This window comes from Bradyrhizobium sp. 186 (genome assembly GCF_023101685.1).
GTDB lineage: Bacteria > Pseudomonadota > Alphaproteobacteria > Rhizobiales > Xanthobacteraceae > Bradyrhizobium.
Map to the genome: position 1 here is coordinate 3,010,240 of NZ_CP082164.1, position 25,888 is coordinate 3,036,127.

27 protein-coding genes and 5 pseudogenes are annotated in these 25,888 nt (G+C 59.2%); 24 read left to right on the forward strand and 8 right to left on the reverse strand.

What is annotated here, in order from left to right:
• Positions 1 to 213: 213 nt before the first annotated feature.
• From IVB18_RS14230 to IVB18_RS14260, 7 genes are all read left to right on the forward strand, one after another.
• Positions 214 to 909: a fumarylacetoacetate hydrolase family protein gene (locus IVB18_RS14230; RefSeq protein ID WP_247989702.1), complete on the forward strand. Its 696-nt coding sequence runs from the start codon at positions 214 to 216 to the stop codon at positions 907 to 909.
• A 160-nt stretch (positions 910 to 1,069) separates the two neighbouring features.
• Positions 1,070 to 2,113, forward strand: a complete 1,044-nt coding sequence (locus IVB18_RS14235) for a cupin domain-containing protein (RefSeq protein ID WP_247989703.1) — start codon at positions 1,070 to 1,072, stop codon at positions 2,111 to 2,113.
• Between the two features lie 247 nt (positions 2,114 to 2,360).
• Positions 2,361 to 3,152, forward strand: coding sequence for a Crp/Fnr family transcriptional regulator (locus IVB18_RS14240; RefSeq protein ID WP_247989704.1), 792 nt, complete (start codon positions 2,361 to 2,363; stop codon positions 3,150 to 3,152).
• 225 nt (positions 3,153 to 3,377) lie between these two features.
• Complete coding sequence (locus tag IVB18_RS14245; RefSeq protein WP_247989705.1) at positions 3,378 to 3,521, forward strand: hypothetical protein; 144 nt, start codon at positions 3,378 to 3,380, stop codon at positions 3,519 to 3,521.
• Positions 3,522 to 3,928: 407 nt separating this feature from the next.
• Positions 3,929 to 4,801 (forward strand): AraC family transcriptional regulator, encoded by an 873-nt coding sequence (locus tag IVB18_RS14250; protein ID WP_247989706.1) that lies wholly within the window; start codon positions 3,929 to 3,931, stop codon positions 4,799 to 4,801.
• Positions 4,802 to 4,920: 119 nt separating this feature from the next.
• Positions 4,921 to 5,382 (forward strand): (2Fe-2S)-binding protein, encoded by a 462-nt coding sequence (locus tag IVB18_RS14255; protein WP_247989707.1) that lies wholly within the window; start codon positions 4,921 to 4,923, stop codon positions 5,380 to 5,382.
• Entirely contained in the window at positions 5,316 to 7,565 is a 2,250-nt protein-coding gene (locus IVB18_RS14260) for a molybdopterin cofactor-binding domain-containing protein (protein WP_247989708.1), read from the forward strand. Before IVB18_RS14255 ends, IVB18_RS14260 begins: the two co-directional genes overlap by 67 nt.
• Before the next feature lie 58 nt (positions 7,566 to 7,623).
• On the opposite strand, the pseudogene IVB18_RS14265 reads toward IVB18_RS14260, so the two are convergent.
• Positions 7,624 to 7,740: pseudogene (locus tag IVB18_RS14265) on the reverse strand (AraC family transcriptional regulator); the annotation flags it as partial.
• On the opposite strand from IVB18_RS14265, the pseudogene IVB18_RS14270 reads away from it, so the two are divergent.
• The 6 genes and pseudogenes from IVB18_RS14270 to IVB18_RS14295 form a co-directional block, all read left to right on the forward strand.
• Positions 7,737 to 7,883: pseudogene (locus IVB18_RS14270) on the forward strand (HlyD family secretion protein); the annotation flags it as partial. The pseudogenes IVB18_RS14265 and IVB18_RS14270 overlap by 4 nt on opposite strands.
• A 689-nt stretch (positions 7,884 to 8,572) precedes the next feature.
• Complete coding sequence (locus tag IVB18_RS14275; protein WP_247989709.1) at positions 8,573 to 8,908, forward strand: helix-turn-helix transcriptional regulator; 336 nt, start codon at positions 8,573 to 8,575, stop codon at positions 8,906 to 8,908.
• Between the two features lie 151 nt (positions 8,909 to 9,059).
• Positions 9,060 to 10,463 (forward strand): aldehyde dehydrogenase family protein, encoded by a 1,404-nt coding sequence (locus tag IVB18_RS14280; RefSeq protein ID WP_247989710.1) that lies wholly within the window; start codon positions 9,060 to 9,062, stop codon positions 10,461 to 10,463.
• A 368-nt stretch (positions 10,464 to 10,831) separates the two neighbouring features.
• Positions 10,832 to 11,386: an FAD-dependent monooxygenase gene (locus IVB18_RS14285; RefSeq protein ID WP_256477107.1), complete on the forward strand. Its 555-nt coding sequence runs from the start codon at positions 10,832 to 10,834 to the stop codon at positions 11,384 to 11,386.
• Positions 11,340 to 11,519: pseudogene (locus IVB18_RS14290) on the forward strand (integrase); the annotation flags it as partial. The gene IVB18_RS14285 and the pseudogene IVB18_RS14290, both read left to right, overlap by 47 nt.
• 271 nt (positions 11,520 to 11,790) lie before the next feature.
• A pseudogene (locus tag IVB18_RS14295) lies at positions 11,791 to 11,889 on the forward strand (GNAT family N-acetyltransferase); the annotation flags it as partial.
• Between the two features lie 26 nt (positions 11,890 to 11,915).
• On the opposite strand, the gene IVB18_RS14300 reads toward IVB18_RS14295, so the two are convergent.
• Complete coding sequence (locus IVB18_RS14300; protein ID WP_247989711.1) at positions 11,916 to 12,677, reverse strand: C13 family peptidase; 762 nt, start codon at positions 12,675 to 12,677, stop codon at positions 11,916 to 11,918.
• A 93-nt stretch (positions 12,678 to 12,770) separates the two neighbouring features.
• Here IVB18_RS14300 and IVB18_RS14305 point away from each other — a divergent pair, with 93 nt between their 5' ends.
• The gene (locus tag IVB18_RS14305; protein ID WP_247989712.1) at positions 12,771 to 12,974 is read left to right on the forward strand and encodes a hypothetical protein; all 204 of its coding nucleotides are present in this window, start codon (positions 12,771 to 12,773) and stop codon (positions 12,972 to 12,974) included.
• Positions 12,975 to 13,081: 107 nt separating this feature from the next.
• Positions 13,082 to 14,206, forward strand: a complete 1,125-nt coding sequence (locus tag IVB18_RS14310) for an amidinotransferase (protein ID WP_247989713.1) — start codon at positions 13,082 to 13,084, stop codon at positions 14,204 to 14,206.
• Positions 14,207 to 14,241: 35 nt separating this feature from the next.
• Here IVB18_RS14310 and IVB18_RS14315 read toward each other — a convergent pair whose 3' ends face one another.
• The 4 genes from IVB18_RS14315 to IVB18_RS14330 all read right to left on the reverse strand — a co-directional run bounded on the left by IVB18_RS14315 (position 14,242) and on the right by IVB18_RS14330 (position 17,368).
• Positions 14,242 to 14,556: a multidrug efflux SMR transporter gene (locus IVB18_RS14315; RefSeq protein ID WP_247989714.1), complete on the reverse strand. Its 315-nt coding sequence runs from the start codon at positions 14,554 to 14,556 to the stop codon at positions 14,242 to 14,244.
• A 378-nt stretch (positions 14,557 to 14,934) separates the two neighbouring features.
• Complete coding sequence (locus tag IVB18_RS14320; protein ID WP_247989715.1) at positions 14,935 to 15,429, reverse strand: DUF3455 domain-containing protein; 495 nt, start codon at positions 15,427 to 15,429, stop codon at positions 14,935 to 14,937.
• Positions 15,430 to 15,604: 175 nt separating this feature from the next.
• The gene (locus IVB18_RS14325) at positions 15,605 to 16,219 is read right to left on the reverse strand and encodes a hypothetical protein (protein ID WP_247989716.1); all 615 of its coding nucleotides are present in this window, start codon (positions 16,217 to 16,219) and stop codon (positions 15,605 to 15,607) included.
• Between the two features lie 105 nt (positions 16,220 to 16,324).
• Positions 16,325 to 17,368, reverse strand: coding sequence for an LLM class flavin-dependent oxidoreductase (locus tag IVB18_RS14330; RefSeq protein ID WP_247989717.1), 1,044 nt, complete (start codon positions 17,366 to 17,368; stop codon positions 16,325 to 16,327).
• 362 nt (positions 17,369 to 17,730) lie between these two features.
• On the opposite strand from IVB18_RS14330, the gene IVB18_RS14335 reads away from it, so the two are divergent.
• The 5 genes and pseudogenes from IVB18_RS14335 (at position 17,731) to IVB18_RS14355 (ending at position 21,121) form a co-directional block, all read left to right on the forward strand.
• Positions 17,731 to 17,955, forward strand: coding sequence for a hypothetical protein (locus IVB18_RS14335; protein WP_247989718.1), 225 nt, complete (start codon positions 17,731 to 17,733; stop codon positions 17,953 to 17,955).
• A 78-nt stretch (positions 17,956 to 18,033) separates the two neighbouring features.
• Entirely contained in the window at positions 18,034 to 18,528 is a 495-nt protein-coding gene (locus tag IVB18_RS14340; protein WP_247989719.1) for a cupin domain-containing protein, read from the forward strand.
• Positions 18,529 to 18,585: 57 nt separating this feature from the next.
• A pseudogene (locus IVB18_RS14345) lies at positions 18,586 to 18,701 on the forward strand (twin-arginine translocation signal domain-containing protein); the annotation flags it as partial.
• Positions 18,702 to 18,726: 25 nt separating this feature from the next.
• Entirely contained in the window at positions 18,727 to 19,668 is a 942-nt protein-coding gene (locus tag IVB18_RS14350) for an amidohydrolase family protein (RefSeq protein WP_247991637.1), read from the forward strand.
• Between the two features lie 127 nt (positions 19,669 to 19,795).
• On the forward strand, positions 19,796 to 21,121 hold the full coding sequence (locus IVB18_RS14355) for a nucleotide disphospho-sugar-binding domain-containing protein (protein WP_247989720.1): 1,326 nt from the start codon (positions 19,796 to 19,798) through the stop codon (positions 21,119 to 21,121).
• Positions 21,122 to 21,368: 247 nt separating this feature from the next.
• Here the strand turns inward: IVB18_RS14355 and IVB18_RS14360 are convergent, their stop codons facing one another.
• Positions 21,369 to 22,001 (reverse strand): DUF1109 domain-containing protein, encoded by a 633-nt coding sequence (locus IVB18_RS14360; RefSeq protein WP_247989721.1) that lies wholly within the window; start codon positions 21,999 to 22,001, stop codon positions 21,369 to 21,371.
• A complete protein-coding gene (locus IVB18_RS14365; RefSeq protein WP_247989722.1) occupies positions 21,985 to 22,551 on the reverse strand; it encodes a sigma-70 family RNA polymerase sigma factor in 567 nt (188 codons plus the stop codon). The genes IVB18_RS14360 and IVB18_RS14365 overlap by 17 nt, the downstream gene beginning before the upstream one ends.
• 338 nt (positions 22,552 to 22,889) lie before the next feature.
• Here IVB18_RS14365 and IVB18_RS14370 point away from each other — a divergent pair, with 338 nt between their 5' ends.
• The 4 genes from IVB18_RS14370 to IVB18_RS14385 all read left to right on the forward strand — a co-directional run bounded on the left by IVB18_RS14370 (position 22,890) and on the right by IVB18_RS14385 (position 25,848).
• Entirely contained in the window at positions 22,890 to 23,372 is a 483-nt protein-coding gene (locus IVB18_RS14370) for a MarR family winged helix-turn-helix transcriptional regulator (RefSeq protein WP_247989485.1), read from the forward strand.
• Positions 23,373 to 23,716: 344 nt separating this feature from the next.
• Positions 23,717 to 24,658, forward strand: a complete 942-nt coding sequence (locus IVB18_RS14375) for an HlyD family secretion protein (protein ID WP_247991638.1) — start codon at positions 23,717 to 23,719, stop codon at positions 24,656 to 24,658.
• Positions 24,651 to 25,559: an MFS transporter gene (locus IVB18_RS14380; RefSeq protein ID WP_247989723.1), complete on the forward strand. Its 909-nt coding sequence runs from the start codon at positions 24,651 to 24,653 to the stop codon at positions 25,557 to 25,559. Before IVB18_RS14375 ends, IVB18_RS14380 begins: the two co-directional genes overlap by 8 nt.
• A 61-nt stretch (positions 25,560 to 25,620) precedes the next feature.
• Complete coding sequence (locus tag IVB18_RS14385) at positions 25,621 to 25,848, forward strand: hypothetical protein (RefSeq protein ID WP_247989724.1); 228 nt, start codon at positions 25,621 to 25,623, stop codon at positions 25,846 to 25,848.
• The last annotated feature ends 40 nt before the right edge of the window (positions 25,849 to 25,888 follow it).

The following is a 25,888-nucleotide window of genomic DNA, read 5'->3' on the forward strand; positions in this document are numbered from 1 at the left end:
CCCCACAGCAGGATGACGCTCTTGATCCTTGAGCCGAAAGCACCGAGGCGGCCGGAGCAACGTCGCCTTTTGCCCGACCCAGGCCTCCGGCGATGTTCGCTTCGCACTGCTGTTAAGGGCAAAGCAGACATCAAACGCGCTCTGATCCGCACCATCCCGATTTATGAGTACACGCCCTAGCGCTCCTAAACCCGATAAGCCGTGAGAAACATGATGCCCTTTGTCTTTGATCCACAAATTATGCCTAGCGTCGCTGTCGCAGAGGAGGAGGCCCGGCTTCCAGTTCGGCGGATATTCTGTGTTGGCCGCAATTATGCTGCGCATGCGCGCGAGATGGGTAAGGATCCAAATCGTGAGCCCCCGTTCTTCTTTACGAAACCTGCGGATGCGGTCGTCGACAGCGACGAGACGATACCTTATCCGACCGAGACCCAGAATTTTCACCACGAAGCTGAACTGGTTGCCGTCATCGGTAAGCGAGGCCGCAATGTTCCTGAGAGCGAAGCGCTGTCGTTGGTCTGGGGATATGCGGTTGGGAACGATTTGACGCGGCGAGACCTGCAACTCGAGGCTCGCGACAAAGGTCGTCCATGGGACCTGGGCAAAGCGTTCGACCGCTCGGCCGTAATCGGCCCGGTCCATCCCGTGAGCAAGGTAGGCCACCTGGAGCGAGGCGCGATCACGCTCACTGTAAATGGAGAGTTGAAGCAGAGTGGCGATCTCGGCGAGCTGATTTGGTCGACTCCCGAGATTATCTCGATTCTGTCCCGTTACGTCGAACTCGCGCCAGGTGACTTGATCATGACAGGTACCCCGGCTGGGGTCGGGCCGCTTGTTGAGGGTGACACCTGCTTGGTTAGCATCCACGGACTTGGAAAAATTGTCTCCAAGATTGGTCCGCGGCTGTGAAGAAATGAAACTGCGACCACCGAATTTCTTTCGGCCTTCGACTTCAATGAGGTCACTCTGGAGAGAGAGAGAGAGAGAGAGAGAGAGTCAGGAATTGCACGGCTCTGGCACGGTTAGTCCGTAACTCGCGTAACGCATAGACACTGCAAGGGAGAGATCGATGACGACACTTGGAACGCTAGATGAACTGCCGCGGGAGTATGTCGAGGGTCTGACGGCTCACAATCTCGTGCCGCTCTGGCCGAGCTTGCGGCGAGCGTTGCCTCAAGGTACGCCGCATCGCCGGACCAAGCCTATCATCTGGCATTATTCCGATGTCCGTACGCGCTTGTTGCAGGCAGGAGATCTCACTCCAATTGAAAAGGCGGAGCGGCGGGTGCTGGTACTGGCCAATCCGGGTCTCGGCCTTGAAAACATGCAGGCGACGGCGTCGATCTATATTGGTCTTCAGCTGATCCTGCCGCGGGAGACGGCCCCCAATCACCGGCACACACCGAGCGCCGTTCGTTTCGTGGTGGAAGGCGACGGGGGCTTCACGATCGTCGACGGCGAAAAGTTGCCAATGGAGCGCGGCGATCTAATTCTAACGCCTGCGCTGCTTTGGCATGAACATTGTCATGAAGGCTCAGGTCCCGTGATATGGCTCGATGTGCTCGATCTGCCGACCGTGCTGGCGCAAGAGGCGTCTTATGCCTTGGAAGGTGCGCCTCAGAAGATACGCAATCAGCCAGATCAATCACAGACACACTACCGCCGGGCCGGCCTCGTGCCGTATCAAGCGCTTCAAGGAATACGTGCGGCCTATCCGCTGTTGCGCTATCCATGGAAGGAAGTCCGCGAAGCGCTTCAGTCCATGGCTTCGGTTACTGATCGAGCCGAAATGGTGCAACTTGCTTATGTCAATCCGCAGACGGGCCTTGAATGCTTACCGGTGCTAGGAATTTCTGCGATTATGCTACGGCCTGGCGAAATCGCGCAACCGCGGCGACGTTCCTCTTCAGCGGTATTGCATGTTGTCGACGGCGAAGTTGACGCCGAGATCGATGCGGTCACGCTGTCAGCAACCGCTAGCGACACGTTGGCCGTGCCAACGCACGCGATGGTAAAGCTGACAAACAAATCGTCTAAGAAGGCCGCGTTCCTCTTCCAAGTCGATGATGCGCCGATGCAACGGAAGCTCGGGTTCTTCGAAATCTTCGACTAGGCGCTCAGATCGCGGTGATCTGAGGAAGGACGTTCATTGCCACTCCGAGCGTTGACTATTCGCTTTAGCGCGAAGAGTAAGCTGACCGAGTGGTGAAGCAGCGAAGGCAATGACAATTTAAGGTGCGTCGTACCGCGTACGGAGACCGCGCCGGGTAACGTAAGGCATGCTGTGGCTGGCAAATTGCCAGTCTTCGAGAAGCAAATGCACAGCACCAAAAACGATTGAAGAAACGCGGAGAGGGAAAATGCTTCAGCAATCGAGCGGGCGATCAATCGTCCGAAACGCAATCCTTGCTTCTCTTCCGCTGCCGGATCTCGCTGCCGTGGGTGAATACCTTGAACCGATTGTGTTGAAGGAGCGCATGATAATTCAAGAGCAGAGGAAGCGCGTTGACCATGTTTACTTTATCGAATCCGGCCTCATCTCGCACAGAATCGGCTCTGGAGGAAGTTTGCTTGAAGCTGCGATCGTCGGATATCGGGGCGTAATCGGCGCTGCATTTTTGTTGGGTGGATATCCTCCGGTCCATCAATCCGTCGTACTGTTTCCCGGAAGAGCCCTCAGGATACGGGTCGATGAATTGCGTCGATTGATGGACGAGCGTGTTCAGGTTCGAGAGGCGATCGGACGCTACCTCCAGGCGTTCGCGGTGCACAGTACGCAGACCGGATTCTGTGGTGTACGACATAGCTGCGAGCCGAGGGTTGCGACTTGGCTATGTCTGACATGCGATGCCATTGGTAATTCTGTGCTCCCCGTCACGCACGACTATCTCTCGACGGTATTGGGATTACGCCGTGCAAGTGTGACCGGAGCGCTTATTCGATTTGAAGAGAGACGATTAATTCGAAAGACGCGGGGCGTGCTGCATGTTGACGATCGCAAGGCCATCGAGCCTGAATGCTGTAGTTGTTATGCAGTCGTGGCAGCAGCTTACACGTCGTCCGAAGAGACTAGCTCCTTTTATGTCGATAATTCTCTGAAGCAACCGCGTTTTGGTTCAACTGCGCGATCGCAGAATACGAATAGTGCGTGACCGAGGCGGTCGGTCAATCCATGCATTCTTGTGGCGCCCGTTATTTCGCTTTGGCATCTCCAGTGGATCTTTCACAACTGAACATCTTGCCGAGAGTGCCAACGGCGCCGGCGTTGCCTTCTCGGGACAATTGGACTAGTTGCATACCGGTAGAGGGGAGCCTCGTTTAATGATCGTGGACAAGTTGATGAATGAGAGGGAAGAGTTCTTACCGACGAATGCTCGGTGCTCCTCGCGACGTTCATGAAGGTGCGCGATCGCAAGGCTCGTGCGGAGATCGTCAAGTTCGCCGAACGATGCAGCCATTTCGATCGCGGCGGCGTCGTTGCGTTCGGGCAGAACGCGCGGCGGGATGACGTGCCAAAGTGAATGATTAGGAAGTGCGCCAAAGCGAAGTCGGGCGCTCGTGACCGCGGTCATGGATCCCCATGGCAACAATGCCGGAGCCGAAGGCGATGGCCCATGCCGGCGTCGCCGTCTTCGCGATGGAAATTGATGCCCCGCATCACCTCGTGGGCAGCTGATGCCACTTCGGCATGGGAGGCGTTCAACAAGTCGTCTCGAAGACTAGCGCGCCACTCTGCCGCGGCAGGCTCCCGGCTACGCGCTTGCTCCGCAAAGCGATCTTCGGCAGGGCGGCTGCCAGCACTTCGGATGCGGGGCGAGGTTGAGCTGGCAGTGAAAGATTTAGTACCGCTGTTAGCCTATTGAGCCAAAGATCGAATCGATGACCGCGACCCAGTCGAGATTGCGGATGATTTGTGCGGAGACCCGACTTGGAGACGATAATTTCTAGCTTCGATGCGCACAAGCACTTGCGCGCCACAATGACGGCCTGCAGCTGGCGAGCCGGTTGGCGCTCGCTGCTGATCCGGGCCTACGAGGATCCGGCAGAGGCCGAGGAATTCGTAACTCCCGCTACTCGCGATCATTTGATCGTTCTCGTTACCGGTGGCTCCTGCGACGTGGAGGTCCGCTATCGCAACGGTTGGCAGCACGCTCATTCCGAGCCGGGTCACATTGGTATGACGGCTCCGGGACAAGCCGCTACACTGCGATGGCGGGGTAATACGACACACAGCAACCTGCAACTCCATCTTCCGGCCGCGACCATCGAACGCGTCGCACGAGAACTCAGGCGTAAAGGTCCCGCGGCCCCGATCTTGCCGAGCGGCATCGGAAGCAGCGATCCCTTGGTTAGCCGGCTGATGCTGAGCCTGAGCGCTGCGTTTCAAGAATCCGCGCCAGACCTTTATGCTCAGACTGCGGGAGAGATGTTGGCCGCCCATCTCTTGGTCAGACACGGCGGCTACGGGGAGCTACACTACCGCAATACGAGCGACAGCCGGCTGCGCGACGTCGAAGACTTCATGCGCGAGAATCTCGCGTCCGCAGTGAGTCTGGAGGATCTGGCGCGCGAGGCAGGAGTCAGTCGGTTCCACCTGCTGAGATTGTACAAGAATCTGTATGGGCAGACTCCCCTACAGCGTCTGACCTTCCTTCGCATGGAAGAGGCGAAGAGCCTCTTGAAGGGCCGGAACGAAACGATTCCGACCATTGCCGCCAGATGTGGATATGAGAATCCATCGCATTTTGCGACAGCCTTTCGGCGGGTGGTGGGGGTGACGCCGAGCTCCTATCGCCGATAGATCCATAGCAGGATCGACGAAACTGGGGGCAATAACGCGGGCATCAAAGCAATCCCGCGAGCGACGGTCCCTTCGGGCTGCAATATAGATCTCGTTCCTCAACACGCTATTGGTGCAGGATGACATACGTTCTCAAGATAAATGGGAAGTCGCATAAGGTGGACGTGGACGGCGAGACGCCCCTGCTATGGGTGCTGCGGGACGTTCTCAAGATGACAGGAACGAAGTTTGGATGCGGTATGGCGCTTTGCGGCGCTTGTACGGTTCACATAGACGGCGCGGCGACACGATCTTGCATCACCACGGTCGACAGTGTCGGGGAGGCCGCAGTGACTACTATCGAAGCCATCGGCGAGACTCCTGCTGGCCGGAAGGTGCAGCGGGCTTGGCTCGATCATGACGTCGTTCAGTGCGGATATTGTCAGTCGGGGCAGATCATGGCGGCAGCTGCGCTGCTAGCGAGCAATCCACGCCCGACGGACTCGGAGATAAACGACGCGATGTCCGGCAATGTATGCCGATGCGGCACCTACAATCGCATTCGAGCTGCCATAAAATACGCGAGCGAGGGAGGGCGTTAACAATGCGGCAAACCACCGACACGCTCACGCGGCCAGTATCGGGCGCAGACGAAGCCAGAGTCTCTCGCAGAGCGCTCCTGAAGGTCGGTGCGACCGCGGCGGGGGGACTCGCCCTGGCGGTTGCCCTGCCGTCCTGGTCCATGGCTGATGGAAGCGATAGCGGCGCGGTCTTGAATGCGTTCGTGAGAATTGAGCCCGATGGCCGCGTACGCTTGACCATACCGTCAGTCGAGATGGGGCAGGGGGTCTATACCTCGCTCTCTATGCTCTTGGCGGAGGAGCTCGAAGTCAAGCTCGACCAGATCGAGGTCGAACACGCGCCTCCGAATGACGCCCTCTACGCCAATCCGTTCCTACATTTACAGGCGACAGGATTGTCAGCCTCGATCCGGGGTTTCTGGTTACCCCTTCGGCAAGCTGGCGCCGCGGCGCGCCTCATGTTGATCGCGGCGGCGGCCGGGCGTTGGAAAGTCGACCCGGCGGCCTGCACCGTCAAGGATGGAGTGGTTTTGCATCCGTCGGGCGCTAGGTCGCTGCCCTATCGAGACTTGCTGCGATCCGCGGCCGAATCGGGACCTCCCGCTCTCGATCGCATCAAGCTGAAGGAGCAAGGACAGTTCCGTCTCATTGGAACATCCCCGAAGAGACTTGAGGCTCCCGACAAGATCAGTGGACGAACGCAGTTCGGAATCGACGTGATGCTGCCGGGCCTGAAGGTCGCGGCTATAGCAATATCTCCGGTGCTTGGAGGAAGACCTAAGGCCGTGAACCAGCGCGCGGCACTCGCGATCAAGGGTGTGCATCAGGTGGTCGCGGTCGATGAGGCGGTAGCCGTCGTTGCTGACCATATGGGCGCTGCTAAGAAGGGTTTGGAAGCCGCCGCGATACAGTGGGACGACGGTCCTAACGCCTCGATAGATAGTAAGAAGCTCGTCGAGCAGCTGAAGAAGGCATCCGAAAGCCCGGGGGTCGTGGCGAGAAACGAGGGCCACTTCGAGCAGGCGTTCTCCGGCGCGGCTCGGCGTTTGGACGCGGTCTATGAGTTGCCGTTTCTGGCTCACGCAGCCATGGAGCCGATGAATTGCACGGTGCACTATCGGAAGGACATCTGCGAAATCTGGGTCGGCACGCAGCAGCCCACCGTCACGCAGGCGGCGGTCGCGACGCTCACTGGAATGCCGAAGGAAGCCATTGTGATCCACAATCAGTATTTGGGTGGAGGCTTCGGCCGTCGGCTTGAGCCAGATGGTACCCTTCTCGCGGTCAAAATTGCCAAGCAGATCGACGGTCCCGTCAAGGTGATCTGGAGCCGCGAGGAGGACATCCAGCACGATCTATACCGACCCTACTACTACGATCGGATATCGGCGGGTCTCGACGAGGCGGGAAGACCTATCGCGTGGCACCATCGGGTATGCGGCTCTTCGGTCGTGGCCCGGTTTGCTCCGCCCCTGTTCAAAAACGGTTTGGATTTCGATGCAATCGAAGGGGCTGCCGAGCCGCCCTACGCAATTCCCAACATTCTCGTCGAATACGTTCGGGCCGAGCCGCCCGGCATTACGACCGGGTTTTGGCGAGGTGTAGGACCGGTACACAACGTCTTCATCGTCGAGAGCTTCATGGATGAGCTGGCGACCGCGGCCAGGCAGGATCCCGTCGAATTCCGCAGGAATCTTCTAGCTCACAATCCCCGAGCTTTGGCGGTCCTGAATCTTGCCGTGCAGAAGGCCGGCTGGGGTAAGCCGATGCCTCCCGGAAAGGGCAGGGGCGTCTCACTTCAGTTCGCATTTGGAAGCTACCTTTCGCAAGTGGCGGAGGTGGCCGTCGACGAGAAAGGAAATGTGAGGGTGGAACGTATCGTCTGCGCGGTGGATTGTGGATTGCCGGTCAATCCGAAGATGATCGACGCCCAAATGCAGAGCGGAACGATCTTCGGACTCACGGCTGCGCTGCGCGGCGCGATAACGATCAAGGACGGCCGAGTCGAACAAGGCAATTTTGACTCTTATCCGCCGCTGCGCATCGATGAAACGCCACCAATCGAGACCCATATAGTGGCGAGCACGGCTGATCCTGGCGGCTTGGGCGAAGCGGCTACAGCCGCTGTGGCCCCCGCGGTCACGAATGCCATTTTCGCGGCGACGGGGCGCCGCATCAGAAGGCTGCCGATACAGCCGGCCTAAGAGCAAGGCCTAGGCGGGTGGAGGCATGAGCGCTCTCGATGTCGCAATGCTCGCCGGGTTAACCGCTGCCGCGTGGTTCGGATCTTCGAAAGTTTGCGCAATAATCGGCGGGTGTGACACCCAGACGCTCGCTGAATACGACGCGCGTCCGGTCTGCCGTGCCGAAGCCGCAGTCAGGCAACGCTGGCTGCAGCCAAGCTCAGGCTCGGCTACACCAAGATCGTGGCGCCGTTTGATGGTGTTACCGGCGAGCGGCAGGTGCAGCCGGGCGACTACGTCGATATCGGCAGCAACTTGATCAATGTCGTGCCGCTGCCGAACTCTAAGCTGGCCACTTCACAGACAGGACGCAATCCGCATGAGCCCAGAACCGATCATAGGATTTGCCGGTCATGTAATCGAAGGATGCTCAACTGATGCGCAATCTTCATCATTTGCCTGCCCCTGGGATAGATGATCTGGGTGGCAGTAGAGCGCAGGCAGAACCCATCGACAGGCTGTTTCGAGGTTCTACAATCCAAGGTCGCTCAAGTCTGGAGCTGAATTGGGATGGGCTTATCGTTGAAAAGCGCACCGCGCCACCGGTGGACCAAGCAGAGGGCGTTCTCGACCATCACCACGCCGTACTCTGGCGAGGAGAACCACTAGTAACCGAACGAGAATACCGGCCTGGCAGGTTCACTCGCCTCGTCAAACGACCCGGCACTCTTTCCTTGGGATTGGCCGGGCGAATGCCCGCACTCCGGGGGCGGGGTTCCCTTAATGCTGTTGCGTGTGTGATTGATCCAGCGGCTGCTAAGCGCGTGATCAATGAGTCAGATGAAGGCGCGTCAGGCAAGCTTTATGAGCATATGGGAACGGCTGACAGAGCGCTGGCAACTCTCATAGACCTCGCAGCGTATGAGGTTGACGAAGGCGGGACTAATGGGCGCCTCTACGGAGATTCTCTCACATACGCAATAATCAGCAGATTTCTTCACATCGCTTGTTTCGAAGGAGCCATAAAGTTGGCAGAACATCCACTACCCGCGCCACGCTTGCGCCGTATATTGGATAAAATCAAAGCCGAATTCGCTCGCGATTTAAGTCTCACCGAGCTTGCTGATGAGAGTGGATACAGCCGTGCTCATTTCCTTCGAATGTTTCGCGCGGCGACGGGCAAGACACCACATCAGTATCTGCGTGACGTTAGGCTTGAGCGCGCCCGCGAGCAACTTCAGACTGGCTCGGCGTCGATTCTGGAAATAGCGCTCGCGACCGGATTCGCCAGCCACTCCCACCTTACACGGCAGTTTCGCCGGCGCTTTGGCATAACGCCCGGTTCATTTCGCAGAACCGAATAGCACTTTTGTGCCAGATTGAGCTGACAGTGAAAGCTTGAGTATCGCTGATAGCCTACAGTTACGCCAAGCGTCACGTCCGAATAAGGTTCCACGTTCGGGCTGTTCAGGCAAAGCATCTGGCGCTCCATCGATGCTGCAAACTGGAGGTACTATGAGTGAGTTCAGGTTACTTATCGACGGCAAGCTGGTCCCTGGCGCGGCCGAACTGGCCGTGACCAATCCGGCGACCGAGGACGTACTTGCGATGGCCCCACGGGCAGATCGGGCGCAATTGGATCAAGCCGTCGCATCCGCCAAGGCCGCCTTCCCGACCTGGTCGAAGATGCCAATTCGCCAGCGTGGAGCGTTGCTCGTCAAACTGGCCGATGCAATGGAGGCGCGCAAAGACGAATTCATTAGGCTTCTCACGAGAGAGCAGGGCAAGCCCTTGCCGGAATCAGGATGGGAGGTAAACCGCGCGATCCACCACATGCGTCATGTCGCGACTATGGACCTGCCGCTCAAAGTGCTAAAGGAAGACGCGACGCAAAGGGTCATTCAGCAGCACGCGCCGCTGGGTATCGTCGCGGCGATTACCCCCTGGAACGTACCGGTCTTGCTTCTCATCGTAAAGACCGCGCCGGCTCTGTTGACCGGTAATACGATGGTGATAAAGCCGGCGCCCACAACACCACTGACGACGCTGAGATTCGGCGAGCTGTGCGCCGAGATACTGCCGCCGGGAGTGGTCAATATCATCGTCGACAACAACGATCTAGGCGACGTGCTGACCAAACATCCCGACATCGCCGCAGTCACCTTCACCGGCTCGACGGCGACCGGAAAGAAGGTCATGCAATCTGCTGCCGGCTCGCTGAAGCGGCTGACGCTGGAACTCGGCGGCAACGATGCGGCAATTGTCCTCGACGATGTCGATCCCAAAGAAGTGGCACCGAAACTTTTTGCTAGCGCGACCATATTTGCGGGGCAGGGCTGTATCGCCATCAAGCGAGTCTATGTCCATGACTCACAATATGACGAGATGTGCGACGAACTTGGCCGACTGGCCCGCGATATAGTGGTCGATGACGGCACAAAGCAAGGAACCCAAATGGGGCCTCTGCAGAACAAAGCGCAATTCGAGAGGGTGCGGGGTTTCCTGGAGGAGGCTAAGCAGAACGGCAAGATCGTGGCTGGTGGTGAGGTGTTGCCTGGCAAGGGCTATTTCGTTCAACCGACCATCGTGCGCGATATCGGCGACGATGCAAGGCTGGTCAAGGAGGAGCAGTTCGGCCCGGTCCTGCCGGTTCTGCGCTATGCCGATGTCGATGATGCGATCGCGCGAGCCAACGATTCACCCTACGGATTGGGCGGCAGCGTCTGGTCGGCAGACCTCGACCGTGCTGCGAAAGTAGCGGCGAAGATCAATTCCGGTACGATCTGGATCAATAAGCATCTCGATGTGCAACCCGATGTGCCCATGGGGGGATCCAAACAATCAGGCATTGGTACCGAAATGGGGCAAGAGGGGCTCGAGGAGTTCACCCAGCGCACCATCATCAATATGGCCTTGTAGGCTCGCTGTCATTCCCCGGATCCGCTTGCGCGCGAACGGCGGTCAGACCGCCGCCGTTCGCCACCCGGCACCAGCCGCTGTCGTGCTAGCCCCACGGTCGCGCGAGGGTACAAAAAGAAAAAGTTCGATGTCGTCGTCGGAGGCGTGCATATGGGTACGCTCCATTAGTTGGTTCTCCTGAGGTTGTCGTAACGGGCACAGTCGGCGATCGGCGCGTGACGCAAGATCAGCGCAGTCGGGGTGATGGTGCTGGCTGGTGGCATCGGGTCGCGTCGGCGGGGCTAGGATGCTGAGAACGCGGCGGAATGGACGCCGTGAGCGACTACCGCAAAAAGTAAGATCGCGGCCAGCCCATCGGGCGAGTCATCCTGGCGCCAAGCTTCAATACACACCGATCGTCTCCGTTTAGCCCGGAGCGTCCAATTCCGTGTCCGCAGACTTGGTTTGACCCTATTTTGAAAGACCGGGCGCGATCCTTTCCCCAGATCCAGCTTCGCTATCAGACGGAGTTGCAAAACTTCATTCAGGATACCGATGGCGTGACCGTCGATTTGGTCGATCAGGTTACCGGCAGATCTCAGCAAATTCAGGCCAAATACCTCGTCGGCTGCGACGGCTCAGACAGCTTGGTGCGCAGTCTGCTTGGAATCCAGGTTCGCGGACAGCGGCATCTTGATTGGTCCTTGAATGTCTATCTGAGGATTCCGAACTTCAAGTACCTGCACCGGACCGAGCCGGCTTTCCGCTATGTGTTCGTCGGTCCGGAGGGCACTTGGTCGTTCCTGACCATGGTTGACGGCAAGGATTTGTATCGGTTGCAGCTTATCGGCGTCGATAAGAGTGCTTTAGAGACGGCCGATAAGCACGGAGCCCACCGTCATGGCCGCGGACACTATCTCAGGCTACATTCAAAGGCTCCTTGACCGCATTGAGTTCAAGCAGACTGCCTACGCGTTGGACCGCGATTCACGGGAAGCCGCTCTTGCCCGATTCCTGAAGAGGGTTTCAGGTAGTGATCAAGAGGCGGCCGAGGAGGAGCGCCGCTTGGCTGCATAATCTTGAGCCGCAGTGCACGGTTATGGAACGACCGCTCGTGTCGCAAAGCGGACGGGCAACAAGTCGGGTCAGGTCGCCCCGGTACATCCGTTCTTGGCGCAAAACGACGTTCGTTGGAACGCTATTGTCGGCGATGCGGCCGCAAGGCGACATCGCAGGGCGGCGGTTCTTGAGACAGAGCGACCTGTGGATTTGGTCGATGCCGCTCAGTCAGCAACCGCAGAGCCGCGGCGCGACATGGCTTTCTCCTGGCTCACGGTTGAAAGATGCCACCTCGGGGCTTAGGCCAGTATTCGAGACCGTGCGCACCGGCGAGATCCCGCCGTCGCGGGTGGACCGTGTATTCGGTGTCACCACCTTCGAGCCGGGGTGGTGGCGACGAGCGTGGCCGATCGTTCAAGGGCGCACAACCAGCAATGGCTGCACGTTTGCGCCACCTGCCATCAGGGGATTCGACGGCTCGAAATGCTTATGCAGCTCTCGCTTCCTGACGAGCGCGCGCGCACCGGCAAATGCACCCGTCAGGCTTTCGGCTCGCCGGAGTGCGACGTTGAAGAAGGCGTCACCGAAATAAGTCCACTTCGCCTTGTCCTCGCAACCGAACGACGGATGATCGGAGTCGGCAGCCGTGATGACCAAGACGTCGGGATTCGCGAGACGAGGGATGAAGACTCCAGAGTAACAGGCCGAGATAATCACCACCTTGTGGCGCACGCCGGTCGCTCCAAGCATCTCTGCGAGACGGGACGGTGTGAGTATTTGCGTAAGCCGCCCCGCCTTGATTGCAAGGCCGTCTGGCGAGCCATGCGAGGTGAGAATCAAGAACAACACGTCTTTCTCGGCGTCCAGGCGGCCGGCTGCAACCTGCAACGACTTGGCCAGCGCTTCGGTCGTAGCGCTGCCACCTTTTTTCGAATTGTACTGCACCTCGATCGGGCCAGTTTCGAAACGATCCGCGACGACCTGGGCTGCACCGGTCGCCTCGCTTCGGAACACGCTTTGATCGCCGAAAAGGCCAAAGGACACCACGCCGACCTTGTGGACATCCTCGGTGGTGTGCACTGTCGAAACTGACAGCACGACGGCCAAGGCAAGAGCGATGAGCGGCGCGCCAAGCCGCCAGATCCAGAACTTCGAAGTCATGGCGTCGGAGATCATGGTGAACCTCGCTTTGAGATCGCCGCCACAGTACGGCGGGCCAGAACGAAGATAGCGGGACTACACTGAATTTCCATCGCCATAGATCGCACCGTGACCATCTCAGCCACCGATCATCTGCGCGCCGAGTTCAACACCAATGCTTGGTCGGGACGCATGGAGGGCGGCTATCCCTTCGCGCCGTGGAGCACGCGAAACGAAGAATTTCAGAACGGCTCCTCCGGTCCTGCGGGAGTCGCAAAATCGGCAGCTATTGGCGCAAAGCGGGACATTCGAGTTGATGACGAGGTCGCCTAAGAGCCAACAGGCGACACCAAGGATTTGCGACTCGACCCGGCGACCGCGGTCGGACCTCTGGAACTCCCTGGACCTGCGGCGGTTGTAGCGCACAGAGGGCCTCATGCATGGACATGGTCACACGCGTTCGCGGTTCGGATGCCGTCCCGTCGGGCCAAGTTTCTCCGGTGAGCTCACACAACGAGTGGGGCACGCTGGAGGAAGTGATAGTCGGAAGGCTTGAGGGTGCGGTTATCCCGTCCGATCATCCGGTTGTCACCTGCAACATTCCGGGCATGGCGGCGCGTGCCCAATCGCTGTTCGCAGGCTTCCGTTACCCAAAGATCATGATCGAACCGGCTCAGCGTGAGCTTGATGGCTTGGTTGCGCTGCTACAGTCGCTGGGTATCATCGTAAGGCGGCCGGACGCCGTCGACCACAGGAAGCGCTTCAGCACGCCGGAATGGTCCTCGCGCGGCTTCTGCAATTCCTGCCCGCGCGACAGCATGCTCGTGATCGGCGACGAGATCATTGAAACCCCAATGGTTTGGCCCTGTCGGTACTTCGAGACGCATTCCTATCGTCCGATTCTGAAGGACTATTTCCAACGTGGCGCGCGGTGGACGAGCGCGCCCAGACCTCAACTGACGGACGAACTGTTCGACCCAGAATTTCGCGTCCCCAAGAAAGGCGAGCCGATCTCATACATCCTCACCGAATTCGAGCCGGTCTTTGACGCCGCCGACTTCTTTCGCTGCGGGCGCGACCTGTTCGTGACCCGCAGCAACGTCACCAATGCGTCTGGTATTGAATGGCTGCGTCGCCACCTTGGCGACGGTTATCGCATCCATGAGATTGAGAGCCGCTGTCCCAATCCAATGCACATCGACACCACCATATTGCCGCTTGGGCCCGGCAAGATTCTGATCAATCCCGAATACATAGACGTCAACCACCTTCCGGCCATCCTGAAAGGATGGGACATCCTCGTGGCCCCCGAGCCCGACCCAATAACCGATCCTATGCTCAGGATCACTTCGCTATGCGGGAAATGGCTCAACATGAACGTACTGATGGTCGACGAGAAGCGCGTCATCGTAGATCCACATCATACTGCAATGACGCGTGCGTTGGAGAATTGGGGATTCGAGCCGATTCTCTGTGGGTTCTTACACTATGCGGCATTTGGTGGCGGCTTCCATTGCGCCACGCTCGACGTCCGACGGCGCGGCACGTTGAAGAGCTATTTTTGAGCCGACTTCCAATACGTCTCGTCGCACCGTTCCGCCTAAGTGGTGATTTTCAGTCCGATTATGCCCAATAGAATAAAGCCGATACAGGTAAGCCTAAGCAACGTCAGGGGCTCGTTAAATAGATAGATGCCGAGCGCCGTGGTGCCAACAGTGCCAATGCCCGTCCACACCGCATAGGCCGTACCGACCGGCAGCGACTTAAGCGCGATTCCGAGGAACCCAATACTGGCCGCCATAGCGACGACTGTGCCGATTGTCGGTAAAAGGCGTGCGAAGCCTTCCGTGAATTTGAGCCCGATCGCCCAGGCGATTTCACACAGGCCAGCAACGAGCAGGAAGAGCCAAGCCATGGGAATGCCCCTAAAACGCTTGAACCACGAGCGATCTCTCTCAGGGTATGCTCCAAATCAATGCTTTGAAAGTTTGTAGTAGGATCGGGCTAGGGCCGCCCCAAAGAGATCGAGCATTGCCGCCACACCGTCTTGGTCATCTGCACCCCTGCACTGCTAACGGCGTAAGAATCGGCTTGGGGTCAAAATGGGGCCTCGCGGAGCCGGCCGCTTTTGGCGCGAAGCGGACGTTCGGCAAACGGGCCATTTCCGCTGAGTGCCAGAGATCAAGGATCGCTCGAAATTAAAGAAGGCAGAAATTTGACGGAGCCCCGCAAGATGGATCCCGCGAGTGTGAGCTCTGTGTTTTTGGCTACAAGCCGATGCCAGCGAACCCAATCACTTGTAGAAGATGTAGTCAGCTGTGTAATCGGCACGCCGCTCTGTTCCGGCCGTGGGACACGCGCCGGTTGGGCCGACTCCGCCGGAGGTATTGACCCGTTGGACGAAACGCGCGCCTCCAAGTACCCCCGATCCAGAGGATGCTGCCGACAACAGCAGCCAAGGAATCGCGCCCGTCTGTGGAGCGGGCTCACTCGCTAAAATCTTGCCAACGATCTTCGAGCCATCGGAAGCTTCCCAGGTCGGGCCGGCGTAGTGCTTGGCGAATGGTTTGCCCTGCGCGTCGATAAGTTCGGCCTCGGGGGCCTTGAAGCTCCATTCGCTACCGCCCCCTTTGACGGTGCAGACATATATCTGAACGCCTTTCGCGGTGTACTTGCCGACCAGCGGTGCGTCCTGCGGAGGCGCAAGTTTGGCCGGAATATTCTGAGCGATCGCGGGAATCGCGAAAAGCGAAAGAGCAGCAAAGCTGAACAGAAAGCGGGTGAGCATGAAGTTGTCCTCGCAAAGTTTACAATCATGCGGGCTGAGATGTTGTCGTCGCCGATCTTGTTCGCGTCGGCAACGACAACCGTCCGATGCCTGCGCCTTTTTGCAGAGACGATGCCGCCGTCGCGTCCGGTCGCGGCGCCGATCTGTCGAACTCTTGATTGTTGTCGAATGCGGCTCACATCGGCGGCGTGATGCCGTCACGACCGACCAGCACGCGCTTCGATGATAGTGTGCCGTCGCTCTGTTTCGCGACGAATGCAATGATCTTGGCGCCAGCCGTCAGTTCGCTCTTTGCGCCATCCACAAAGTTGACGATCGGCGTATCCGGGGAAACGATGACTTTCTTCTCGCCGTCCTTGTACTTGATCGAGAGGGATTTGCCGTCATTGCCATCGACTTCCTGTGCGACGGTCGCGTTGGTCATCGTGCTGTTCGGGCGCAAGTCATACTGGCGAAAGCCTTCTGCGGTGCCACGCGCTGACTCAGGAAAAATATGGATCGCGATCGCCTTCTGGCTGCCGTCGGGTAGGGGCATTCCGGTGACGCCGACGTAGGAGCCGGGCTTCACGTCAGCGAGCGTGGTCTTGACGAGACCTGTGACGACCACGTCGCTCGCCAGGCCGATCTTCTGCGTTGTACCGTCGCGCGCCGTAACTGTGAGTTTGTTGCCGTCGACGTTGTCGATGGTTCCGCGGATCCGTGATGGTCCTTGCTGCGCGGCCACGGGGAACACGTTCAGCAGAGCGCACAGGACTGTGGCGGCAAGTAGCTTTGGAGTGGTGTTGGGCATGAATGACCTTCTTTGGCGGGTGGAGGGTGATACCTGTTCAACCCCCGCTTTGGGGATCGCGATTGATCGTAGTGCCGGCGCGAGCCTCGCTATTGGGGCCAGCCCTCATACGGTCTGACTGGTCCATCCAGTGAAGTCCGGGATGATGGTCGAGCGCATGGCCGAGATTGTCTGGAGCGATGCAGCGAGCGGCAGGTCACCGAAAGCGAGTTGGCGCATGACGTATGTAACACCAGCCTCAACGATCTGGCTTTTGAGCGTTTCTCGCACCGTGGAAGGTGATCCGACCAGGCAGAAACCGTCATCCAGGGCTTGCTCGAACGAGTTCGGCAGATTCGACGGAACGGGCAAATTGCCAACGCGCGACAGAAAGGTGAATGTCTTGAACCAGCGCGCGTAGGCGGGAGCGGCCAGAGCACGCGCCTCAGCGTCGGACCCGGCGATCACGACAATGCGAACCATACCAAGCAGCGGCATCAAGTGCGGCGGCCGAGCCACCCAGTTTGCCCGGTACGCATCCGTAATTGCCCGGATCGCGCTGCTCTCTCCGACACAAGCGATGTTGATCGAGTTCTCCGCAGCCCATCGGGCTGTTTCCGGCTTCATCGCCCCGTACCACAGCGGTGGATAGGGCTTTTGGAAGGGTGAGAGCGTAATCGGCACGTCGGAGATGCTGAAATGGCGGCCCGTGTAGGTAAGCGTATCGGTTTCCATGGCCTTGAGAACAATCTCAGCCGCTTCATTGTAGCGATGTTGTGCGTCTGCGGGCGAAACACCGAAAAACGAAAGTTCAAGTGGGACGGCGCCGCGGCCAATGCCAAGATCAAGTCTGCCCCCGCTCAGCTGATCCAGCATGCAGATCTCTTCGAAAGCGCGTAGTGGGTGATAGAGATTCAACAGCATCACCAACGGTCCGAGTCGCAGTGTTCTGGTGCGTTGCGCGACGGCGGACAAGAACAAGTTGGGTGAAGCCGCCAGACCATGTGGTGTGCCATGATGCTCTGCGACGTGATAGGCGCGAAAGCCAGCCTCGTCGCACGCCGCGGCGATTTCCAGTCGGTCGTTGTACTGCTGGCGAAGGCTCCCGCCCGCATGATCCAGATGATCAAAAATGCCAAAGCTGACGGTCGGTGAAGTTGCGAAGTCCATGGCCCCTTCCTTTCAGCCCAACAGTTGCGAGTTCACATCATCCAGTTCGTCGCCATTGGCGCGGTCGTAACAAGTTCACGGGAATGTTTTCAACACGAGGCCATTCGTCACGTGTCGGTGACCGTGTTGCGTTGCGTTCTCTTCGGTCGAACTGCTCAAGGCAACGCAATTTTTCCGGCGTGGCCAGTCACGGAGTGTGATCGATGAAGAGTACGAGGATAGTCGTGGCGTTAACCGCGAGCGGCCTCGCATCAATACCCGCGGCTCAGACAAAACCTCCCAAAGAGCTTCGGAACGGTCGCGAGGACGAGGGCGCCGATCGCCGTGGTGTTGCGCTTTGGCGGTCGGCGTTTACGTTCTTCGTGGAAGCCTTTGCCGCATATGCAGCTTCGATGCATCCGAGCACGGCATTTTCCGTTGAGGCTGCCCTGATTGCCGCAAAGCGCATCTACCCGTGGCCGGCAGGCCGCACGCCGATCACCGCCGAGCATGAGCGTGGTCCACATCCGATATTCGGGCCTGGTAATGCCGTCGAGCTTGAGCACGTTGCGGCGATTCCGGCCATCGAGGTCGCCGGAGTTGGTTGAACTCGTAACGAGAAAATACCACGAGAAACCTGATGCGATTTCGGTGCTTTTGGCTTCACAACGAGAACGGCAAGCGTGATGAATCCGAAAAACTCTTCCAAGGAACCCTTGAACGATCAAGAACGCGAGGACAGGTGGTCGGAGGTCACCCTCGGAGAACGCTATGTCATCCGAACGACTTCAGAAGAAGTGAACGGTGCCTATTCGATGCTGGAGGTTGTCGCGGATCCGCGAAACGGTGTGCCCATGCACGCTCACGATAGTGAGGAAGAGCACTTCATTATTCTGGAGGGAAAAGCGCTCATCGCAAATGGAGACAGTCGAGCGGAGGTCGGTGCCGGTTCGTCCGTCACCATCGGAAGAGGCGTAGCGCATGCCTGGTGCAATCCTTCCGAAGATAATCCCCTCCGGATGCTGGTGCTCTTCACCCCGGGAGGACTCGAAGAACTGTTCCGAAGAAATGCCGGAACTGAGCCTACCGACATGGTCGCCCTGGCCGCTAAATTCGGCACTCGGATCACGGGCCCTGCGCTGTTCGACAACCTTCACACGATATCGTCGCCTCGGCCCTGAAGGCAATCTGGGTCGTACCTGGTCAACATGGGCATAGCAGTGCCTGAACGAGGCTACATGCCAAACGTATTCGGCCGTCACCAGTCTGGTACTTGCACTTATTGCCATTCGTCGCGCCGCGGCTTCATCGAGGGCGCCGCTGCCCTTGGCGTGGCTGCTGCCTTGTTCGCGAAGCCATCAGCGGCGGCACCGAGCACGATGCTGATCGACACCCATCACCACTTCTTTCCACCGGCCTACCAGAAGGCGTGGCTCGAATTGGAAGAGGCGCGCCAAGTGCCGCACTTTCCCTCTCAGGTGGCCTGGTCCAAAGGCAAGGCGATCGAAGCGATGGACGAGGCGGGCATCCGAACCGCGGTGTTGTCGATCGCGTCGACCCCCGGGGTCTGGTTCGATCTCGATGCCGAGAGGGCCAGCCAAATGGCCCGTGACTGCAATGATTATGCGGCCGAATGGATGCGCGAGAAGCCCGGCCGCTTTGACCTGTTCGCGACGCTGTCGATGATCGACATCGAGCGAACGCTCAAGGAAATTGAATATGCATTCGACACCTTGAAGGCGGACGGCGTCGGTCTCCAGTCGAGCTACGGGGACAAGTGGCTGGGCAATAGCAAATACAAACCGGTGTTCGACGAGCTCAATCGGCGGGGCGCTGTCGTATACGTTCATCCCCTCGTTGCCGACTGTTACGGCACCCTCAGCGTCGGCACGTTTCCTGCGGTCATTGCAGTTCCACACGACACCACGCGATGCGTCACCAGTCTCCTGCTCTCGGGCGGTTTTGCACGATGGCGCGAGATCCGGTGGCTGTTCTCACACGCCGGGGGAACGATCCCGATGATGGCCGGTCGTATCGACGCCTTCTATGGGAAACGTCCGAACTTGAAGGAGTTCGCGCCCGAGGGGATTCTCGGTGAACTGCGGCGGCTTAACTACGACACCGCCAACGCGACCAGCGCGCCGACGATGGCCGCTCTGACCAAGCTCGTGCCCGCGTCTCAAATCACCTACGGCACCGACTATCCCTATTTCGGCCTGGGCCAGTTCAAGACGTTGGAAGACGCTGGTCTGTCCGCCGTCGAGTTGGAGTCCATCGGCAGCGGGAATGCCACCCGCCTCATTCCGCGACTTCGAAGCTGAAGCGCAAGGGCGGACGTCGTCACGCTCTTCCGCGCCCAACCCACCCCAAACTGAGACACCCAAGTCGGATTGACTTCCGGCAATGCCGGATCGCGTTCCACACCGAGATTCACAGCAGGAGAAGTACATGAAAGTTCTCATCGTTTCGACGCCCGCGACGGGTCATCTCAATCCGTTGCTACCGATCGGCCGCAGCCTGATGGAAGAGCATCACGAGGTCGTGTTCTTGACCGGAAGCGCGCTGCGTCAGCGCATCGAGGGCACTGGCGCAAAGTTCTTGGCCTTTCCACCGGAGGCTGATCTCGATCTTCGCGACCACCATGCGGTCGTCCCTGAGCTGAAGGAGATCGCCCCAGGCCCGGAATGGCTGCGTGTTGCCCTGGAGCGCATCTTTGTCGACACCATTCCCGCGCAGTATGCCGGGATGCGGCGGGTCCTGCGCGATGTTCCGGCAGATATCATCGTTGGCGATGACATGATGTTCGGCGTCGTCCCGATGCTGCTTGGGCCGCGCTCGGAACGACCGCCGATCGTTCTTTGCGGCACCTCGATCCTGCACTGGCGACGCGATGACGGCGCGCCACTTTTCCTGGGCCTGCCGCCGGCGAGCAACCAAGCGCAGCGCGACGAATATGCGGCGATCGCGCGCGATTATGACCGGATCGTCAACCAACCAATCGCGCTTCGCCTGAACAAGATCCTGAAAGAGCTTGGTGTCGGACCGTTGTCGACGGGCATGTTCGAATCCGTCGTGGAGCTCGCCGATGCCTATATGCAGCTCTCGGTTCCGGGCTTCGAGTATCCGCGTGACGTTCCGGCCACGGTGCATTTCGTCGGCACGCCGCCGATCATGCCGAACCAGGTGCCGCTACCGTCCTGGGCGCGCGATCTGGATGGCTCGCGCAAGGTGGTGCTGGTCACCCAGGGAACGGTGGCAAATCATGATTTTGGCCTTCTGGTCCGCCCCACCCTGGCGGCACTCGCGACGGAGCCCGACCTGCTCGTCGTTGCGACGGCAGGCGGTCGTCCAGTCGATGCGATCCCGGGTCCCATTCCCGATAATGCGCGAGTGGCAAGCTATCTGCCCTTTGAATGGATTTTGCCCAAGACCGACGTCTTCGTCACCAATGGCGGCTATGGCAGCGTGAACCAGGCGTTGAGCTTCGGGATCCCGATCGTCACCGCCGGGCTGACGGAAGACAAGGCCGATGTCAACGCGCGCATTGCGTGGTCCGGTGTCGGCATCAATCTCGCCACCAACGAGCCTGCGCCGCGCGCTCTTGGCGAGGCTGTCCGCACCGTTCTGGCAAAGCCTACCTTTCGCGCGCATGCGACCGCGATGGCCGCCGAGTTCGCAAGGCTCGACACCCGGACAGAGATGCTTCGCATCGTCAGCGAGACCGCACGGAGCGGCGCCTGGCTCAGGACATGGCGCGAACAGCCCACTTGGTGAGAGAGAGGCGATCCAGCAATTCAAGCGCCTGATCGCGTTTGCGAATCGTGAATTAACTACTGGATACTCCGAAATGGATGAGCATGCAGGCGCGGTGCTGAGAAATCCACCTTTCATAAGATTGAGTGGCCGGAGCGTGACATTGCCGCGATAATGCGGAGCACGGTCGATGCTAAAAGAGGTGGCATAGGCCGGGGGCCGGCATCCTCCGAACCGGACTGCATCGGCACAGACACAGCGCTTTATCTCACCAGCGCAGGACACGATGCCCAACGATGGCGCCAACGGCCGCCATGATGGCACAAGCCACTGCGTACCAGATCGCGACAAAAGCCGTGCCGTCATTCCTGCATGCCAGGGTATAGGCCAAAGCCCCGATAGATCCGGAATGCATTCCAAGGACTGCTCCCGCGAAAAGGGGCTGCGTCGGCGCGGCTTTCCGCATGAAGACGAAGGTCAGGATCATATCTGGCAGCGAAAGAAAAAGAATGTGGCCCACGCAGATGGCAACGGCAGTGTCGGTTCTCCCCATGATCGGAAACCCGGTTGGATCGAATATGACACCACAAGCCAGAAGAATGACCGCTGGCAATAGGGCGCATAGTGCGGTGGCGGATGCGCCGGGCGTCGCGGCGTAGAGCGCCACGACCGACGTCCCCACCGCCAGGGCGCCTGCGAAGACAACCTTGAACGCGAACGGCATGCGGACCGCCATATCGGCGAAGTCCTGGCGGATGCCGATGATCGAAAAGAGGAGAAGGAGCGCGAAGGCCAACGACGCGGCACCGGTGACCGCGAAGACGGCCTGGAGGGAAGCGCCCCGCCGCGGCGTGCCGGCCGTGCTCGCAAGGGAATGAATGAGGTCATCGGTGCTCGTCATGCCCGCTCCTTGAGCGTCGTGTGTTCATCGGAGTAGTGTCCGCAGCCTGCAGAAGACGGTTGATCGCGCGGTGTAGCGTCATCCGGACCACGCCCTCGCTGGTCGCAAGCTCCTGGGCGACGTTGCGGACGGATGCGCCTTCGACCGCAATCGCCCGGACGACCTTGCGTTGGCCAACCGGCAGCACCGCAAGGTGGCGATCCAGCTCCCATATTGAGCGATTGGTCTCGTCCGGCGGGGCAACCATTTCGAGCCAACCGTCAAGAGGCAGATCGACACGTCGCCGCGTGTCATTTCGGCGGTGGCGCACGAAATCGATGAGCTTGTAGCGAGCGATCGTGTGTAACCATGGCAGGAACGGGCGAGCCGGATCCCAGGTGTGCCGCTTGCCGTGCAGGCCTATGAGTATCTCCTGCACCAGATCTTCAGTCTCATGCGCACCGAAGCCCACGCGAATGAGACGCGGGGTAAGCGATCGACGCAGGCCAGTCGCAACTTCCTTGAGCATGCGCTCATATACGACGGCTTCGCCGCGCCGCTCGGCGCGCATGGCCTCTGCCCAGAGCTGCTCTCGCTCTTCCACAGTCATCGATTCGGCTCTCGCTGCTCTTCGCGTGAGAAATTCGGACCACAGCCCCGTGAGCCGGTCGTAAGAGCTGCATTCGTCCGAAGGACGTATCGGAGCGCATTGTGATCCTTTCAAGGAGAAGCGGCGCAAGCGGCCGACGCAGGGCAGTCGCAACTTCTTTGAGCATGCGCTCATATGCGACGGATGATCCTTCCCCTTCACGATGACGTGTTTGCAAGGGGCGCGCGCTTGCCATTTTCATAAGCAAGCTTATCAAAAAGATAAGCAAGCTTATCATAAGCTTACGTAGGAGAAGAACCATGGAGGTCGAATCCCCCACCCTTGGTTTTCTGCTGCACGAAGTCGCGCGGTTGCTCAGGAAAAGGTTTGAGCAGATTTCCCGCGAATCCGGGTTGACGCGATCGCAATGGCAGGCACTGGCCTACCTGGCCCAGAACGAAGGCATCAACCAAAGCGGATTGGCAGAACTCCTCGACATAGAGCCGATCACCCTTTCGCGCATCTTGGACAAGCTAGAGGCCTGCGTACTGATCGAACGACATCCGGATTCGTCCGACCGGCGGGTCCGGATCCTCCGGCTTGCTCCGGCAGCCCGGCCAAAGCTGACGCAGGCGCGCAAGCTCGGCGACATCACCCGCCGCGAGGCGTTGACTGGTCTATCCGAGGCGGACGGTTTGCGCCTGCTGGAGACCCTCAAAGTTCTGAAATTCAACCTCACCGAAGCGTGCGACTTCGGTGGAAAAACAGAAGCGAGCAAGCCATGGGTAGTACCGGCGAAGTAAATCCCAAACGGCACGGTGCCGACGTCGAAAAGGCCATCCTCCATAGTGATCCACCGGGCGCTGAGGACAAGGTCTATCGTTTGACGCGCCATCCGCCGGAGGCGAGGGATGCTCCAGACACTGATGCAGCCGCCGAGCCGACAGCGAAAGAGCGGCCGGATCGTCGCAAATCGTCTGGCGAACCGCAGCACCTGCCTCCGTCGGCCGCCCCGGGAGCACCGAAAAAATCGCGAAAGCGGATTTTGATGTTTGCCCTGTTGCCGGTGGCGCTGATGGTCGGCGGCTATCTCTATGTGACGGGGGGCGCTGTCATGTCGACTGACAACGCCTACGTCCAGGCCGACATGGTCGGATTGTCCACCGACGTTTCCGGGATTGTCACCGACGTGTTCGTTCACGACAACCAGAAGGTTGCGAAGGGCGACGTGCTGTTCAAGCTGGACGACCTGCCATTCCGGCTGGCGCTGGATCGCGCTGAAGCTCAGATCGGAAACACCCGGAACGATCTCGTCGCGCTGCAGGCCAGCTACCGCAACATGCAGAGTCAGGTCGAACAGGCCAAGACTGATGTCGATTTCAACAATGTCAACTTCAAGCGCCAGCAGCAGTTGATCACCAACGACTTCACCCCGCGGGCGACGTTTGACGCGGCCCGCAATACGCTGCAAGCATCGCAGCAGAAGCTGGCCTCGCTGGAAGCGCAACTTGCCGGAATCGCCGCAAACCTGAATAACGATCCGGATGCGCCGATTGAGGATCATCCGCGCTACAAGGATGCGCTGGCCGCGCGCAACGAGGCCGCGCGCCAGCTTTCCCATACCGTTGTCAAAGCACCCTTCGCAGGAATCGTGACCAACGTGCCGTCGTTGCAGCCTGGCCAATATCTCGCCGCCGCAGCAACAGCATTCAACATCGTGTCAACCGATCATGTCTGGGTTCAAGCCAGTCCGAAGGAAACGGAACTGACTTATGTCAAGCCCGGACAGAAGGTGACGGTCGACGTCGATAGCTATCCTGGCAAGCGATGGGTTGGCACGGTCGAAAGCATAAGCCCGGCGTCGGCATCGAGCTTTTCATTGCTTCCGGCCGAAAATACCAGCGGCAACTGGGTCAAGGTTGTCCAGCGCATTCCGATGCGCATCCGGGTCAACAATGCGCCTGACAAGCCGTCATTGCGCGTCGGTATGAGCGTGGAATTGAACGTCGACACCGGACACGAGCGCGGACTGCCCAGCTTCATCACTGACCTGTTCAGCTCCTCGTCCTCGGAAAGCGAAAATGACTGATTCCACCGCCGTCGAGGCTCGGCCGATCAACCGGCCGGCCATCACGGCCTGCGTGATCCTGGCCGTGATCATGCAGGCGTTGGATACCACAATCGCCAACGTCGCGCCTCCCTACATACAGGGGAGCGTTTCGGCCAGCGCCGATCAGATCAATTGGGTACTGACATCCTACATTGTGGCCGCCGCGATCATGACTCCGCCATCCGGCTTTCTCGTCAACAAGTTCGGGCGCCGGCAGGTCCTGATGGCGGCAGTCGCCGGCTACCCCGTCGTCACGGCCGGGCTCGTCATGGGCCCACGCGGTATTGGGACCATGGTCTGCATGTTCGCGGCCGGTAGGCTGATGGGGCGGATCGACACCAGGATACTCCTCGTGATTGGTCTGCTGCTGACGGCGTGGGCCCTCTTCGACATGACCGATTGGACCCCCGACGTCTCGCAATGGACGATCGCGGTGACCGGTTTCATTCAGGGCGCGGGACTTGGATTTCTTTTTGTCCCGCTAACCACTGTGACCTTTGCCACGCTTGCCCCAGAGCAGCGGCCCGACGCAACCGGTCTGTACAACCTCTCACGAAACGTCGGCTCCAGCGTGGGAATCTCCGTCGTTTCCTATCTTTTGACCAGGAATGGCCAAATCAACCACGCCATCATCGGAAGCCATGTCATGGCGGTTAATCCCGGATTCAGGAACAGCGTCATCGCGCACGCGTGGAGCCCATGGACCGCCTCAGGACGGGCCGCCCTCGATCAGGTCATCCAGAACCAGGCTTCCATCATCAGCTACATTGACGACTTCAAACTGATGATGGTTCTCTCGCTGGGCGCCATCCCGCTGGTGCTGTTGCTGCGGCGTGCTGCGTCGGAGGCAGGTAGCGACCATGCGATGGTCATGGAATGAAGCTGCATTGCGGCGCTCCACGACCATTGAACACAACGACTGTTAATGAGGAGGTACGCATATGAATAGAGTTCTTCTGGCGCTGGCGTTGCTCGCGAGCCTATCGACCGAAACCGTTGCTCAGCACGCTGGTACCGACCAGGACGAGAAGGCTTGCATCCACGACGTTGAGCGACTGTGTCGCAAGTGGATGGATCAAGGTGATTTTACCATTCTGGCCTGCCTGAAGGAAAATCGCGCCAGGCTACACCCGGCTTGCCGAGACGTGCTGATCAGACATGGGCAATAGCTGCGTAAGAGTGCAACCAATCGGATTTACTTCGGCCGGA